The following is a 14,906-nucleotide window of genomic DNA, read 5'->3' on the forward strand; positions in this document are numbered from 1 at the left end:
CGGGATGCCGGGACACGGGACGGCGGGATCGGCTCAGTCCTCGAGGAGCTCGGCCTCGATCACGTCGTCGTCCTCCCCCGGCGCCGGGGCGGGGGCCGCCGCGGGTCCCGCGCTCGTCAGCACGAGCGTGGAGCCGTCGGCCGCGACATCCACTCGCACGACGTCGCCGTCGCGCACGCCGCCCGACAGGAGCGCCATCGCGAGGCGGTCCTGGATCTCGGACTGGATGAGCCGGCGCAGCGGACGGGCGCCGAACACGGGGTCGTACCCCCGCTCCGCGAGCCACGCGCGGGCGTCGGGCGTGACGGCGAGGGTGAGACGGCGGTCCTTCAGCCGCCGCTGCAGCTGATCGACCGCGAGCTCGACGATCTGCGCGAGGTCGTCCTCCGTGAGCGCCTGGAAGATCACGATGTCGTCGAGGCGGTTGACGAACTCGGGCTTGAACGCCTGCCGGACCAGCGCCTGCACGGTCTCGCGCTTCTGCTCGAACGACAGCGTCGGGTCGATCAGCACGGGCGAGCCGAGGTTCGAGGTCAGGATCAGGATGACGTTCTTGAAGTCGACAGTGCGTCCCTGGCCGTCGGTCAGGCGTCCGTCGTCCATGACCTGCAGCAGCACGTCGAAGACCTCGGGGTGCGCCTTCTCGACCTCGTCGAGCAGCACGACCGAGTACGGACGCCGGCGCACGGCCTCGGTCAGCTGCCCGCCCTGCTCGTAGCCGATGTAGCCGGGAGGGGCTCCGACGAGCCGCGAGACGGTGTGCTTCTCGCCGTACTCCGACATGTCGATGCGGACCATGGCGTGCTCGTCGTCGAAGAGGAACTCCGCGAGCGCCTTCGCGAGCTCGGTCTTGCCGACGCCCGTCGGCCCGAGGAACAGGAACGAGCCGGTCGGCCGGTTCGGGTCGCTGATGCCTGCGCGCGAGCGGCGCACGGCATCCGAGACGGCCTTGACGGCCTCCCGCTGCCCGATGATGCGCCTGCCGAGCTCGGTCTCGAGGTGCAGGAGCTTCTCGGTCTCGCCCTGGAGGAGCCGACCGACGGGGATGCCGGTCCACGCGGCGATGACGGCGGCGATGTCCTCCTCCGTGACCTGGTCGTTCACCATGCGGTCGCCCGCGGGCTCTTCGCGCTCGGCCGCGACGAGCTCGCGCTCGAGCCCCGGGATCTCGGCATACAGCAGTCGCGACGCCTTCTCGAGGTTGCCCTCGCGCTGGGCGCGCTCGGCCTCCATGCGGGCGGCGTCGAGCTTGGTCTTGAGGTCGCCGACACGGTTGAGCGACGCGCGCTCGTGCTCCCACCGCGCCTGGAGGTCGCCGAGCTGCGCCTCCTCCTTCGCGAGGTCGGAGCGCAGCGCCGCCAGGCGCTCCTTCGAGGCGTCGTCCTTCTCCTTCTTCAGCGCGAGCTCTTCGAGCTTCAGGCGGTCGACGTGCCGGCGCAGCTCGTCGATCTCGAGCGGCGCCGAGTCGATCTCCATGCGCAGGCGCGATGCGGCCTCGTCGATGAGGTCGATCGCCTTGTCGGGCAGCTGCCGGCTCGGGATGTAGCGGCTGGAGAGGGATGCCGCGGCGACGAGCGCGCCGTCGGCGATCGCCACCTTGTGGTGGGCCTCGTACCGCTCCTTGAGTCCGCGCAGGATCGCGATCGTGTCCTCGACGGAAGGCTCGCCGACGTAGACCTGCTGGAAGCGGCGCTCGAGCGCGGCATCCTTCTCGATGAACTCGCGGTACTCGTTGAGGGTCGTCGCGCCGATCATGCGCAGCTCGCCGCGGGCGAGCATGGGCTTGAGCATGTTGGATGCCGCGACCGACCCCTCGCCGCCGCCCGCGCCCATGAGCACGTGCAGCTCGTCGATGAAGGTGATGATGCGGCCGTCGGACTCGGTGATCTCCTTGAGCACGCTCTTGAGGCGCTCCTCGAACTGCCCGCGGTACATCGCGCCCGCGACGAGCGCCGAGATGTCGAGGGTCACGAGCTCCTTGTCCTTGAGCGACTCGGCGACGTCTCCCGCGACGATGCGCTGCGCGAGGCCTTCGACGACGGCGGTCTTGCCGACGCCGGGCTCGCCGATGAGGACCGGGTTGTTCTTCGTGCGGCGGGTCAGCACCTGGCTGACGCGGCGGATCTCGCTGTCTCGCCCGATGACGGGGTCGAGCTTGCCCTGGCGGGCACGGTCGGTGAGGTTGATCCCGAACTGTTCGAGGGCGCTCTTCGAGTCCTCCTGCCCGGGCTGCTGTGTTGCGTTCATGTGGCTCTCCCTGGAAGTACTCGCGACAAACTTGAGTCGCTACGGCTCAAGTTTAGCAAGAGACGGATGCCGCGGCAATGCCCCTCACGGGCCCGCCGCGCCCCGCACGATCGAGGGCGTCAGGCGACGGGCTCGAGAACGGCGGATGCGGCGACGCCGGGCTCGGCGTCGGCCGGCCCGGCGTCCATCAGCGCGGCATCCGTCATCTCGTCCTCGTGGCACGCGAACCGCGCCCGGTACGCCGTCGGGGTCGTGCCGAGCACGCGCGCGAAGTTCTGCCGCAGGACGGCGGCCGACCCGAACCCGCACTCGTACGCGATGCGGTCCAGGCCCAGGTCGGTCTTCTCGAGCAGGCGCTGCGCGTGGATGATCCGCTGCCGCGCGAGCCATGCGGCGGGGGTCGCACCGTGATCGGCCTTGAAGCGGCGCGCGAACGTGCGCGGCGACATATGCGCCTTCGCGGCGAGCTGGTCGACCGTGAGCTCGAGACGGAGGTTCTCGAGCATCCAGTCGGTGACGGGCGCGAGGGAGAGCGACGAGACCTGGGGGAGCGGCTTCTCGATGAACTGGGCCTGACCCCCGTCGCGCTGCGGCGGCACGACCATGCGCCGCGCGATGCGGTTGGCGACCTCGGCGCCGAGCTCCTGCCGCAGCAGGTGCAGGCACGCGTCGAGCCCGGCGGCCGTGCCCGCGCTCGTGATGATGCGGCCGTCCTGCACGTAGAGGACGTCGGGGTCGACGTCGATCGCGGGATACATGCGCGCCATCGTGTCGGCGTACATCCAGTGCGTCGTCGCGCGCCGGCCGTCGAGGACGCCGGAGGCTGCGAGCACGAAGGAGCCGCTGCACACGCTCAGCACCCACGCGTCGCGGTCGACCGCGCGACGCACGACCTCGGCGACCCGGGCGTCGATGCGGTGCCACGAGCCTCGCGGGACGGGCGTCACGACGACGAGATCCGCCTCCTCGGCGAAGGCGAGGTCGTCGTCGATGTTGATCGAGAACCCCATGTTGCTCTTGACGGTCCCAGGGTCGGGCGTCACGATGCGGAAGTCGAAGGGCGGGATGCCGTCGTCCGACCGGTCGAGGCCGAACGCCTCGCACGCGAGACCGAACTCGAACGGCGCGAAGCCGTGCTGGACGACGACGGCGACGGTGTGCATGCGATCCTCCGACTGGCAGTTTTCGTGCGATACGTGTCCATCCTGCCACTCGTGGCAGTCAGAGCGCAAGCGTAGCGTTTCTGCCATGATCATCGTCATCGTCATCTCAGCGCTCTCGGTCGTCGCGATCGCGTCGACGATCTCCGCCCTCCGCAACGACGGCTACCGTCGCACGCCCACCGACTGGACGCGGCTCCCCTGATCCGCTCCCCCGTCCGTCGCCACGCGGACGGGGCGGGGACGGCGCCCGCCCGGACGCGCTCAGCGCGCGAGGACGCGGTCGTAGACCTCGAGCATCGCCGCGGTGCGCGAGGACTGCCGGAAGCGGTCTCGCACGGCGGGGTTCGCCGCCGGCGCGCGGCCGGCCTCGATGTCGGCAGCGGCCGTGCGGAGCGTCGCGGCGAGCGCCCCGACCGACGCGTCCGCGGCGGCGGGCGCGGCATCCGCTCCCCCGCCGACGGCCCAGAAGCCCGACTCGAGCTCGCGGGCGATGTCGGGATCGCTCACGATCGCGGGGGTTCCGAGCGTCGCCGCCTCGAACGGCGTCATGCCCTGCGTCTCGAAGCCGATCGAGGTCTGGACGAGCGCGTCCGCCGCACGCAGCCGCCGCAGCACCTCGTCGTAGGGGGCGCGGCCGACGAAGTCGACGTCGGCGACGGGACCGAGACGCTCGACGAGACGGCGCGCGGCGCGCAGCTGGCCGCCCCCGCCGAGGACCTGCACGCCGGCGCGGATGCCGGATGCCGCCACCGCCTCGAGGAACGGCAGCAGGCGCTTCTCCGGGCTCATGCGCCCGAGCCACACGAGCCTCGGCGGTCCGTCGGCCCGGACACGGGGCCCCTCCGCGAGAACGGCGTCGAGGACGTCGTCGTCGATGCCGTTCCAGACGACGTCGACATGCCGGGACGACTCGGAGAGATGCCGCGACCCCGGGACGACCCCGTGCTGTTCGAGCCGGTGCGCGAAGTGGCCCGACGGGGCGGTCACGGCATCCGCTCGCCCCGCGAAGCGGCGCAGGTACGCCCATCCGTCGTTCCCCGGTCCGCTCATGCCGAGCGCCCGTCGCTCCCACGCGTTGAGCGTCCGCAGCACGAGCGATGGGAACGGCACGGTCGCGGCGATGCCGACGTCGACGCGGTTGTGCATCGTGTGCACGACGGGCAGTCCGTGCCGCCGCGCGAACCTGTGCCCGATGAACGCGCCCCAGAAGTCGGCCTGCACGTGCACGAGGTCGACGGGCGGGCGAGACGCGAGCGCGGCATCCACCCACGTGTCGGTGCGCCGTCCCGGCCACGTGAACGAGTACTCGCGGTCGGGCGTGATCGGGATCGAGGGCATGTCGAGGTACCCGGCATCCGGGGCGATCGCGCGGCCGCGCGGGCCGTGCATCCGCGGGGCGACGACCGTGACGGTGTGCCCCGCCTTCTCGAGGAAGCGGCGCTGCAGCCGCATCGAGACCTGCGCCCCGCCGAACGACTCGACGTGCTGGTCGCCGAAGAACACGACGTGCACGGCGGCCGCTACTCCGGCAGCGGTTCGTCGCGGTACAGGGCCTCGAACGTGTCGAGCGTGCGCTTCATGTCGTGGATCTTGACCCCGTCGAGCGAGGCCCGCTGCATCCGCAGGCGCTCCTCGGGCTCCGCCGTCAGCACGTCGGTCAGGCGTGCAGCGAGCTCGTCGACGTCGCCCGGCGTGAAGAGGTAGCCGTTCTCGCCGTCGTGCACGAGGTGCGGCAGCGCGACCGCGTTCGCCGCGACGATCGGCAGGCCGGAGGCCATCGCCTCCATCGTCGCGATCGACTGCAGCTCGGCGACCGACGCGATCGCGAACAGGCTCGCGCGCGTGAGGAGGTCGCGCAGCTCCTGGTCCGACGTGTGTCCGTGGAACGTCACCCGCTCGTCGAGCCCCAGCTGGTGCGTCAGCTGCTCGAGGTTGCGGCGCTGGTCGCCGTTGCCCACGATGTCGAACGTCACATCGAGCGCGGGGTCGAGCTTCGCGATGGCCCGGAGCACGACGTCGATCTGCTTCTCGGTCGTCAGCCGCCCCACGAAGACGATGCGGTTCGCGTCGCGCGGCGTGAGATCGGCCGTGTACTCGGCCGCATCGATGCCGCAGCTGACCGGGATGACGCCCTCGATGTCGATCGTCGCCTCCAGGAAGTCCGCCGCCTTGCGCGTCGGCGTCGTGACGGCGCGCGTGCGGTCGAACGTGCGCTTGGCGTCGTCCCACGCGAACTTCAGGAGGACCTTGTTCAGGGCGGGCGGCAGCGTCGTGAAGTCCAGGACGTTCTCGGCCATGACGTGGTTCGTCGCGATGATCGGGATGCCGCGCTTGTGCGCTTCGCGCGCCAGTCCGCGGCCGATCACGATGTGCGACTGGATGTGCACGACGTCGGGCTTGACGGAGTCGAGCGCCTTGCGGGCGTGGTGCTTCGACATCCACGGCAGCACGAAGGTGAGCCAGTCGTGCGGGTACCAGCGCCACGAGGCGAGCCGGTGCATCGTGAGGGGCTGGCCCTCGATCGTCTCGATGAAGGTCCCGTGGTTGCGGTGCCCGTCGCTCGGGGCCATGACGTGGACGTCGTGGCCGCGCTTGACCAGGCCGGCCGCCAGCCGCTCGGCGAATCGGGCCGCCCCGTTGACATGCGGAAGGAAGGTGTCGGCGCCGATGAGGACGGTGAGGGCCGGACGGGATTCGGGTTCGGGGTGCTCGGGGGGAGTCACAGGTCGGGTGGCTGCCTCTCTCTGCGGCGTCGCGCGGAGACCGCGCACGCCGGTTCCACTGTACCGGAGGGCCCCGTCACCACCCCGGATGCCGGACGGCGGCGGGGAGAGGCGAGCACGGCGTCTCGTACCCTGGACGCATGCCCCGACTGCAGGCCGACGCCTCCCCCGACCGCTGGGTCGCGGTGACCGACTCGCTCGGCTTCGCGGGCCGGCGGCACCGCAAGGCCGCGATCCGGATGCTGCTCTCGCAGGCGGGCACGACACTGGGGGCACAGCAGCGCCCTGGCAGCCGCGTCCTCGCGTGGTCGCTGAGCCAGGCCGCTCCATTCCTCATGCGCCGCGCCGCCGGTCGCATCCTCGCGTGGGTGTGGAGGGCCGACCCCGGGCTGCTCGCCGTCATGGCGCAGCTGCAGGAGGCGACGCCGCAGCTGCGCACGGCCCGCGCCATGATGCCGATGGAGTACGACGACACGGAGTCGTTCGCCAATCCGCACCTGGGGGTGGGCGAGAGGCTCGCGATGCCGTTCCCGCGAGACGAGCGAACGCCCCCGTTCGCGACGTACACGTGGGACACGGGCACGCACTTCGTGACGGTGACGGCCGTGTGTCCAGACCGCGAGCGCTTCGGCATCGTGATCGGAGCGGTCGACGAGCTCGCCCGCACGATCCGCGTCGTGGAGGACCTGACGATCGGCGAGCGCGGCGACGTCCTCCGGATCGACCCGGCGCCGTGACGCGGCATCCTGCGTCCCGCCGTCCCGTGCGGATCGGCGTCCAGCTCGCGCCGCAGCACGGATCGTTCGCCGCCTATCGTGACGCCGTCCTGCGCGCCGAGGACCTGGGTGTCGACGTCGTCTTCAATTGGGACCACTTCGTCCCGCTGACGGAGCCGTTCGACGGCGAGCACTTCGAGGCCTGGACGGTGCTGGCGTCGATCGCCGAGCGCACGGAGCGCGTCGAGTTCGGGCCGCTCGTCAACTGCAGCTCGTACCGCAATCCCGATCTGCAGGCCGACATGGCCCGCACCGTCGACCACATCAGCGCGCACGGCACGGGCACGGGCCGCCTGATCTTCGGCACGGGCTCGGGCTGGGCGCAGCGCGACTACGACGAGTACGGCTACGAGTTCGGCACGGTGGGCAGCAGGCTCGACGATCTCGCCCGGGATCTCCCGCGGATCAGGCGCCGGTGGGGCGCGCTCACCCCCGCGCCGACGCGACGGATCCCGATCCTCATCGGCGGGCAGGGGGAGCGCAAGACGCTCCGGCTCGTCGCGCAGCACGCCGACATCTGGCACACCTTCACGCCGACCGCCGAACTCGGCCGCAAGATCGGCATCCTGCACGAGTGGTGTGCGCGCGAAGGGCGCGACCCGGCGGAGATCGAGCTGTCGACGGGTCATTCGATCCGCGGGTTCGGGCCGCTGCTCGACGGCGCCGGCGCGCCGGACCGTCTGCACGCGCTCGGCTTCCGGCTGCTGATCCCCGCGATCGGCGGGCCCGACTTCCCCCTCTCCTCGCTCGCGCCGCTGCTCGCCTGGCGCGATCGCATCAACGCAGAGGGCTGACACGGGGGTCGCGGCACGTCACCCGGGAGGGGCGATCCCGGCACGTGCCGCGAGTGCAAAGGTAGACGGAGAATGCCGGATCCGGCATCCGGCCGCCGACGCGAGGAGGCGTGATGCAACCCCCTCTGGCCGGCCTCACGCGCCGCAATCTCGTCACGGAGCTGACAGCCGGCGTGACGCTGCTGGCGATCGCGATCCCGCTCAACATCGGATATGCACAGATCGCGGGCGGGTCCGCACCCATGTCGCCGCGCGCACCCGAGTGCCAGGATGACGACATGACGAGTCCCCTAGACACGTGGGTCCGGCCGCCGACGCTCGAGACGCGGACCGCGCTGGGCCGGGACGCGCGCCGACGGGTCGCCCGCACGCTGTCGCGACTGTCGACGGAGGGGCGCGACCCGATGGGAATCCTCGAGCGGCAGAACGCGACACGCCTCCAGGACCTCCTCCCGCTGCGCGTCGAGCGGATGTCGGCGAGCCCCTTCGCGTTCTACCGCGGCACGGCGGCCCTCATGGCGGCCGACCTCGCGAACGACCCGGACAGCGGCATCCTGGTCCCCTCGTGCGGCGACGCGCACGTGGCCAACTTCGGCTTCTACGCCTCTCCGCAGCGCACGCTCGTCTTCGACCTCAACGATTTCGACGAGGCCGCGTGGGCGCCGTGGGAGTGGGACGTCAAACGGCTCGTCACGAGCATCGTGATCGCGGGACAGGCGACCTCTCGTGACGAGAAGGTCGTGCAGGATGCCGCGCTCGCGGCCGTGCGCGCGTATGCCCGCGCGATCGCTGCCGCGGCACAGCTGAGCCCGCTCGAACGCTACTTCGCTCACTTCGACGTGACCAGGGCCGTCGACGGGATGGACAGGGAGTCTCGCGCGGCCATGCGAGACGCCATCGCGGACGCGCAGAAGCGGACCGGCGCACGCGCGGCGCGCAGACTCACGGAACGGCGCGCGGACGGGCGGCTGCAGTTCGTCGAGCGCCCACCGACGATGACGCGCGTCGAGCCGGACGTCGTGGAGCAGATCGAGGGCCATCTCTTCGACTACATCGAGACGGCGATGCCCGACATCCGGGTCCTGATGTCGAACTACGTGACGGCGGATGTCGCGCTCAGGGTCGTCGGAGTGGGAAGCGTCGGCACGCGGTGCTTCGTCCTCGCGTTCCAGGACGGCGAGGGCAAGGCGCTCATCCTGCAGTCGAAGGAGGCGGGGCGCAGCGTCCTGGTCGAGTACGGCGGGGTCGTCCAGCCGCCGGCGCTGACGTCGCAGATCGACGCGTACGGCGAGGGGGGTCGCGTCGTCGCGATGCAGCGGATCCTGCAGGCCTTCTCCGACCCCTTCCTGGGGTCTCTGCGCGGTGCGGAGGTCGATCAGTACGTCCGTCAGTTCCACGACATGAAGGGCGGGGTCGACGTCGAGACGCTCGAGGACCGCGCCTTCACGACCTACGGAGAGGCCTGCGCCGTGACGCTCGCCCGTGCGCACGCGCAGTCTCCGTCGGCGCCGCAGGTCGCGGGCTACATCGGCAACGGCCGCGTCGTCGGAGAGGCCCTTCTCGAGTGGGCCCACGCGTATGCCGAGCTCTCCCGCGGCGACTACATCTCGTTCACGGCGGCGAACTCGGCAGCGGCGGCGCCTGCCGGCTGACTCTCGGGCCGCGGGCGGCTACTCCGTTCTCGCGCCGGCCGGCGCACGCGCGGGCGCCGTGCCCTGCGTGGCCGGCATGGCGGCATCCGTTCCCTGCGCGCCCTGCGCCGCCCCCGCGGCCTCCGCGGCCTCCGTTCCCTGCCCGCGCTGTCCGCGGACGATGCCCCAGCCGACGAGCGCCGCGACCAGGCCCGTCAGCACGAGACCGCCGATCGTGACCGCCAGCCGGAACTCCCCCGTCTGCTGTGCGTCCCACCCGGGGGTCGTGAGAGCACCCGTGAACAGCACGGCGAGGATCGTGCCGACGACGGCGATGCCGACCCCCGAGGCGACCTCGGTCACGGTGTCGGTGAGGGCGGCCCCGATCGTGGTGCGGTTCCCGGGGAGGCCGCGGAGCACGTTGGTCGCCGCGACGACGCCCACGACCCGGAGCCCGGCCGCGACGAGCGCGAGAGCGACCGCGACCCACACATATCCGGTGTGTCCGAGCAGGCTGTAGACCGCGAGTCCCACGACGACCGTCGCGGCGCTGGTCCACGCGGCCCGCTCGAGGCCTACGCGCTTCACGAACGGCTCGACGACCGCTCCGCCCGCGAGCAGCACGACGACCTGCGGCAGCATCCCGACGGCTGCGAGGGCCGGCGGCCATCCCCAGTCGAGCTGCAGCTGCAGCGTCACGAGGTATCCGATACCGGCCGTCGCGAGCCCGGCCGCGGCCTTGAACGCGAGACCGCTCGAGACGAGCGGGCGCGCGACGAGCGCGAGATCCAGAAGCGGATGCTGCGCCGAGCGCTCGCGCACGACGAAGAGGATCGCGGCGGCGACCGCTCCCGCCGTCGCCGTCCACGGCCCCCACGAGGCCGGACCCTCGTTCGCGAACAGGGTCGGGGCGACGAGCGCGAGCACGATCGCCGCCGTGCCGAGCGCCGCGCCCGCGATGTCCAGCGGCGCACGGTGGAGGTCGGCGGGGTCGTCCGCTGCGACTCCGATCCGCACGCCGACGATCGCGAGCGCCGCGACCGGCACGTTGACGAGCAGCAGCACCTGCCAGGGCGCGACCGCAAGCACGAGACCCCCGAGAGCGGGGCCGATCGCGAGGCCGACGAGTCCGACGGTCGAGATGACGGTGATGGCGCGCACGCGCAACGTGTCGTCGTCGAACAGCCGGAACGCGAGCGCCATCGACCCGGGCGTCGTCATCGCCGCCGCGACGCCCATCGCGATGCGCACCGCGATCAGCTGCTCCGCGCTCGTGACGAACGCCGTCGCGAGGCTCGCGATGCCCAGCAGCACGAGGCCGACGAGCATGACGCGCCGGCGCCCGAACCGGTCGGCGACGACGCCGAACATGAGCATGAGACCGCCGAACACGACGGCGTACGCGCCGGTCACCCACTGCACGCCCGTCGTCGACGCGTGCAGCTCACGGCCGATCGTGGGGAGGGCGACGTTGAGGATCGAGTTGTCCAGCATCTCGAACAGGAAGACCATGGACAGTCCTGCCAACGCGGGCCACGCCTCGCGCAATGATCGAGGGGAGCGCCGAGATCGTTGGGCGGCGGGTCGCGTGGACATGGCACTATGTTATGTGACTAAATGTAGTTACACAAGTCAGCGTGATGGGAGATCACATGCCCCGAACGGGACGGCGAGGCGGGCCGCAGACGCGCGCTCGGATCTCGCAGGTCGCGACGCAGCTGTTCCTCGAGCGCGGGTTCGACGCCGTCACCGTCGCCGAAGTCGCCCGTGAGGCAGGCGTCTCGAGCGTCACGGTCTTCAACCACTTCCCACGCAAGGAGGACCTGCTCCTGGATCGCACCGACGACGCCGTCGACCTGCTGCGCTCCGCCGTGCGCGACCGCGGGCCGGGCGTCGACGTCCTCGCGTCCCTGCGGAGGGCCACCGTGCGTCTCGTCGACGACCGCCACGCGCTGTCCGGCCTCGCCGAGGGGGTCGTCCCCTTCTTCCGCACCGTCGCCGCGTCACCCGCGCTCGTGGCGCGCGCGCGAGAGATCGCGGCCGACCTCGAGCGGATCCTCGCCGACGAGCTGGATCGCGACTCCCGGTTCGACGGCGACCCTGCGCTGCTCGCGGCGTTCTTCATCGCGGGATACACCGCCGTGCTCGTAGAGACCGCACGCCGGCAGCTCGCCGACGAGCCGGCCGACGCGATCGCCGAGGGCCACCGCGCGCGCCTCGAGCAGCTCTTCGCCGCCCTCCGCCACGGCGTCCTCCCCGGCGCGCAGCCCAGCGCCTGAGCGCGGTCGCGGTGCCTGAGCGCGATCCGGCGGCTGCGCAGGGCAGCGGCGCCCGAGCGCGGTCGCGGCGGCCGTGGCGGCCCTAGCCTTCGACGGCGGGATGCGCGTCGAGCCAGTCCTTCGCGAGCCTGCGCGGCGCCTTGACGAGCCAGGCGTCGGTGACGACCTCGCGGAGCTGGTCGACGTCGATCGCGTCGAGGCGCACGAGCACGGCGGGGTAGCCGTCGAAGTGCGGGATCGTGAAGAAGACGCCCGGGAACGCACCGAGGAGCGCTTCCTTGCCTTCGAGCCCGTCCGTGCGCACGCCCACGACCGGGCCCGCCGGCCATTCGCGTCCGAGCGACGCGAGCGACGCGAGGTCGGCCTTGGAGGGTCCGCGCTCCCACACGAACAGGCCGTTGCTCGTGCGCCAGCCGACGCCTGCGCGCTGCCCGTTCGCCTTCTCGAACGCCTCGGGCAGGCTCAGCGCGATCTCACGGACGTCGTCGAGAGCAGCCATGCGGCCAGTGTGCCGCGCAGCGGCCGCGGCATCCATCCCCTCGCGTGAGACGCGACGGCTGCGCGGTGAGGGCGGGCAGCGGCATCCGTGCGTGTCTCACTGCCCGACGTCTCCCGTCGCGACGCTCTGCGGGATCTCGCCCGGCAGGTAGCTGGGCAGCCGGCTCGCGGGCACGATCGCGAGCGCGCTGATCCCGGCGAGGACCAGCAGGCCCAGCTGCAGCGCGCCCAGGCGTGCATCCTCGTTGAGCGCGACCGCGGCATCGACCTGCGCATCGGTGGCGTCCGTCTGCGACAGGATCTCCCTCAGCCTGTCGTTGCTCACGAAGTTCGTGCTGTCGAGGTCCACCTGCGAGGTCAGCTCGTCGGGCAGCTCCGTGCCGGCCGAGAGAGCCGTCGCGACGTTCGCGCTGAGCAGGCCCACCAGGAGCGCGCCCGCGACCGCCGTGCCGACGGCGGAGGCGAGGTTCTGCGTCGTGCCGCGCACGGAGCCGACATCGCCCGCCAGCTCCTTCGGCGATGCCGTCACGAGGACGTTGAAGACGAGGGTGACGAGCGCGCCCTGCCCGAGGCCGAAGACGAACAGGCCGAGGATCGTCGGCAGCGTCTCCCAGTTGTTGGTCACGACGAACGACAGCCAGACGAGCGCCACCGTCGTGAGGCTGAACGAGAACACGCCGATGGCGCGCGGGGTGAAGCGACGGTAGAGGCGCACGACGAGGATCGCGGTGAAGAACACCGTCAGGTTGAACGGGAGCATCGCGAGCGACGTGTCGAACGGGGTCCGCCCCTGCACGATCTGGACGTACAGCGGCACCGTGAAGTTCAGCGCCGCCTCGAGCGCGACGACGATGAACATGGCGTAGACCGCGGCCCGCTCCCGTGACGACCCCAGCACGGAAAGGCTCACGAGCGGCACCCTGCCCGCCGCGGTGCGGCGACGGGTCCACACGAAGAACACCTGCACGAGCACGACGCCGATCACGATCAGCACGGGCGCGGGCGAGAGGCCCAGGATGTCGAACGGCGACCCCGGGCGGGCCGCGACGAGTCCCCACGCGTTGAGGTTGTTCACGCCGAGCGTCAGCGAGACGATGCCGAGACCGATGAGCACGGCGCCGACGACGTCGATCCTGATCGTCCCGTTGCCCCGTAGGGCGCGCAGCCGGAAGCTCAGGATGAAGACCGCGACGGCGATGACGAGCAGGACCATGAAGACGGGGCGCCAGCCGACGAGCGTCGCCAGCGCGCCGCCGATGAGGAACGCGCTGACGCCCGCGAGCGCCCGCGCCGACCCGAGCGAGCCGATCGCCGTCGCCTGCTGCCCGCCGTGGTAGTTCTCGGCGATGAGCGCGACGAGCGAAGGCACGATGACGGCGGCGGATGCCCCGGCCAGCGCCTGAGCGGCGATCACCCAGCCGATCGAGGGGGCCAGGATCATCGTGAGAGCCGCGACCGAGAACAGGGCGATGACGACCCGGAACATCAGGACCCACCCGATGCGCTGCCCGATCTTCGCGCCCGTCATGACGAGCGCCGCCACGAAGAGCCCGTACGTCACGAGGGCCGTGCTGACGTCCGTGGGGGGAACGCCGAAGTCGTCGACCATGCCGCCGAGGGTCACGGGCAGCGCCGAGACGTTGAACGACATGAGGACCTGGGCGAGGAAGAGCCCGGCCATCGGCGCCCACGACGCACGGGCCTCGGGTCTCACGACTGCCGCGGCATCCGTCATCTGGGCGCTCCTTCCACGAAGCGGGACTCGGAGGCGAAGATGTTGAGCCCGAGCGCGCGCGAGACGTTGGCCGTGGCGATCTGGCCGCGCACGCTGTTCCCCGCTGAGTCGAGAGGCGGCGCGTAGGCTCCGACGCCGACCTTTCCCGGAGCGACCGTGACGAGTCCCCCCGAGACGCCGGACTTGCCCGGCAGGCCGATCTCGAACAGCCACTCCCCTGACCGCTCGTAGAGCCCGCTCGCGGCGAGGGCCGCGAGCGTGTCGCGTGAGACCTCCGCCGACACGACGCGCTCGCCCGTCAGCGGGTTGACGCCTCCGTCGGCGAGGGTCGCGCCCATCACCGCGAGGTCGCGGGCGTCCACCCGCACGGAGCACTGCCGCGTGTACACGTCGACGGCGCGCAGCGGGTCGCCTGTGATGCGGCCGTAGCTCGCGAGCAGCTGCGCGATCGCGCGATTGCGCTGATTCGTGTCGGCTTCGCAGCGATAGACGTCCTCGTCGACGGTGAGCTCCCTGCCCGCGAAGCGCGAGAGGCCCGTGAGGATCGCGGCGAACTGCGCGTCCGCCGTCTCACCCGGCATGAGGGCCGTCGCCGCGATCGCTCCCGCGTTCACCATCGGGTTCATGGGATGCCCGTCGTTGAGCTCGATCGCGACGACCGAGTTGAAGGGAAGTCCCGTGTTGTTCACTCCGACGACGTCGAGCGCGCGCCCGTGACCGATCCGGTCGCACAGCAGCGCGTAGACGAAGGCCTTCGAGATCGACTGGATCGAGAACGGCGCCCGGGTGTCACCGAGCTCGTGGAGTCCGCCGTCGACGTCGGCGATGCACAGCCCGAACGCCTCGGGGTCGGCGTTCTGCAGGATCGGGATGTAGTCCGCGACCTTTCCCTCGCGGTGCGCCGACGCACGCTCGAACGCGCGCGCCAGGACCTCGTCGATCCGGTCGCCGGGCGGGACGGCACCCGTGCTGACAGACTGGCCCACGCCCGCGACATCCAGATCCATCGCCCGCCCCTCGAGACGCACGCGGCGCCGTGCTGCTCATCTTGGCACGGCGG

The 14,906-nt window shown here is 71.5% G+C and carries 12 protein-coding genes; 4 read left to right on the forward strand and 8 right to left on the reverse strand.

What is annotated here, in order from left to right:
- Positions 1-33: 33 nt before the first annotated feature.
- The 4 genes from FHS08_RS05365 to FHS08_RS05380 all read right to left on the reverse strand — a co-directional run bounded on the left by FHS08_RS05365 (position 34) and on the right by FHS08_RS05380 (position 6,133).
- Positions 34-2,247 carry an ATP-dependent Clp protease ATP-binding subunit gene (locus tag FHS08_RS05365; protein WP_167036321.1) on the reverse strand — a complete coding sequence of 738 codons (2,214 nt, stop codon included), beginning with the start codon at positions 2,245-2,247 and terminating at the stop codon, positions 34-36.
- A 119-nt stretch (positions 2,248-2,366) separates the two neighbouring features.
- On the reverse strand, positions 2,367-3,410 hold the full coding sequence (locus FHS08_RS05370; RefSeq protein ID WP_167036324.1) for a GlxA family transcriptional regulator: 1,044 nt from the start codon (positions 3,408-3,410) through the stop codon (positions 2,367-2,369).
- 261 nt (positions 3,411-3,671) lie between these two features.
- Complete coding sequence (locus FHS08_RS05375; RefSeq protein WP_167036327.1) at positions 3,672-4,922, reverse strand: glycosyltransferase; 1,251 nt, start codon at positions 4,920-4,922, stop codon at positions 3,672-3,674.
- Positions 4,923-4,930: 8 nt separating this feature from the next.
- The gene (locus FHS08_RS05380) at positions 4,931-6,133 is read right to left on the reverse strand and encodes a glycosyltransferase (RefSeq protein WP_167036330.1); all 1,203 of its coding nucleotides are present in this window, start codon (positions 6,131-6,133) and stop codon (positions 4,931-4,933) included.
- A gap of 140 nt (positions 6,134-6,273) precedes the next feature.
- Between FHS08_RS05380 and FHS08_RS05385 the strand changes: the two genes are divergently transcribed.
- The 3 genes from FHS08_RS05385 (at position 6,274) to FHS08_RS05395 (ending at position 9,355) form a co-directional block, all read left to right on the forward strand.
- Positions 6,274-6,870: a hypothetical protein gene (locus FHS08_RS05385; RefSeq protein ID WP_167036334.1), complete on the forward strand. Its 597-nt coding sequence runs from the start codon at positions 6,274-6,276 to the stop codon at positions 6,868-6,870.
- Positions 6,867-7,703: an LLM class F420-dependent oxidoreductase gene (locus tag FHS08_RS05390; RefSeq protein WP_167036337.1), complete on the forward strand. Its 837-nt coding sequence runs from the start codon at positions 6,867-6,869 to the stop codon at positions 7,701-7,703. Before FHS08_RS05385 ends, FHS08_RS05390 begins: the two co-directional genes overlap by 4 nt.
- 113 nt (positions 7,704-7,816) lie before the next feature.
- Positions 7,817-9,355, forward strand: a complete 1,539-nt coding sequence (locus FHS08_RS05395; RefSeq protein ID WP_243847227.1) for a DUF2252 domain-containing protein — start codon at positions 7,817-7,819, stop codon at positions 9,353-9,355.
- Positions 9,356-9,373: 18 nt separating this feature from the next.
- Here FHS08_RS05395 and FHS08_RS05400 read toward each other — a convergent pair whose 3' ends face one another.
- Positions 9,374-10,861, reverse strand: coding sequence for an MFS transporter (locus FHS08_RS05400; protein WP_341800317.1), 1,488 nt, complete (start codon positions 10,859-10,861; stop codon positions 9,374-9,376).
- A 125-nt stretch (positions 10,862-10,986) separates the two neighbouring features.
- Here FHS08_RS05400 and FHS08_RS05405 point away from each other — a divergent pair, with 125 nt between their 5' ends.
- Positions 10,987-11,613: a TetR/AcrR family transcriptional regulator gene (locus FHS08_RS05405; protein WP_167036343.1), complete on the forward strand. Its 627-nt coding sequence runs from the start codon at positions 10,987-10,989 to the stop codon at positions 11,611-11,613.
- An 82-nt stretch (positions 11,614-11,695) separates the two neighbouring features.
- Here the strand turns inward: FHS08_RS05405 and FHS08_RS05410 are convergent, their stop codons facing one another.
- The 3 genes from FHS08_RS05410 to glsA all read right to left on the reverse strand — a co-directional run bounded on the left by FHS08_RS05410 (position 11,696) and on the right by glsA (position 14,853).
- The gene (locus tag FHS08_RS05410) at positions 11,696-12,112 is read right to left on the reverse strand and encodes an MmcQ/YjbR family DNA-binding protein (RefSeq protein ID WP_167036346.1); all 417 of its coding nucleotides are present in this window, start codon (positions 12,110-12,112) and stop codon (positions 11,696-11,698) included.
- Positions 12,113-12,208: 96 nt separating this feature from the next.
- Positions 12,209-13,846, reverse strand: coding sequence for an MFS transporter (locus FHS08_RS05415; protein WP_243847228.1), 1,638 nt, complete (start codon positions 13,844-13,846; stop codon positions 12,209-12,211).
- On the reverse strand, positions 13,843-14,853 hold the full coding sequence (gene glsA, locus FHS08_RS05420) for a glutaminase A (RefSeq protein WP_167036349.1): 1,011 nt from the start codon (positions 14,851-14,853) through the stop codon (positions 13,843-13,845). Before glsA ends, FHS08_RS05415 begins: the two co-directional genes overlap by 4 nt.
- Between the last annotated feature and the right edge of the window lie 53 nt (positions 14,854-14,906).

It is taken from the genome of Microbacterium ulmi (assembly GCF_011759705.1).
Taxonomy (GTDB): domain Bacteria; phylum Actinomycetota; class Actinomycetes; order Actinomycetales; family Microbacteriaceae; genus Microbacterium; species Microbacterium ulmi.

Coding starts and splice junctions, on each gene's coding strand:
- glsA (WP_167036349.1), bottom strand. CDS start 14,853: ATGGATCTGGATGTCGCGGGCGTGGGCCAGTCTGTCAGCACGGGTGCC.
- FHS08_RS05410 (WP_167036346.1), bottom strand. CDS start 12,112: ATGGCTGCTCTCGACGACGTCCGTGAGATCGCGCTGAGCCTGCCCGAG.
- FHS08_RS05415 (WP_243847228.1), bottom strand. CDS start 13,846: ATGACGGATGCCGCGGCAGTCGTGAGACCCGAGGCCCGTGCGTCGTGG.
- FHS08_RS05365 (WP_167036321.1), bottom strand. CDS start 2,247: ATGAACGCAACACAGCAGCCCGGGCAGGAGGACTCGAAGAGCGCCCTC.
- FHS08_RS05370 (WP_167036324.1), bottom strand. CDS start 3,410: ATGCACACCGTCGCCGTCGTCGTCCAGCACGGCTTCGCGCCGTTCGAG.
- FHS08_RS05385 (WP_167036334.1), top strand. CDS start 6,274: ATGCCCCGACTGCAGGCCGACGCCTCCCCCGACCGCTGGGTCGCGGTG.
- FHS08_RS05405 (WP_167036343.1), top strand. CDS start 10,987: ATGCCCCGAACGGGACGGCGAGGCGGGCCGCAGACGCGCGCTCGGATC.
- FHS08_RS05395 (WP_243847227.1), top strand. CDS start 7,817: ATGCAACCCCCTCTGGCCGGCCTCACGCGCCGCAATCTCGTCACGGAG.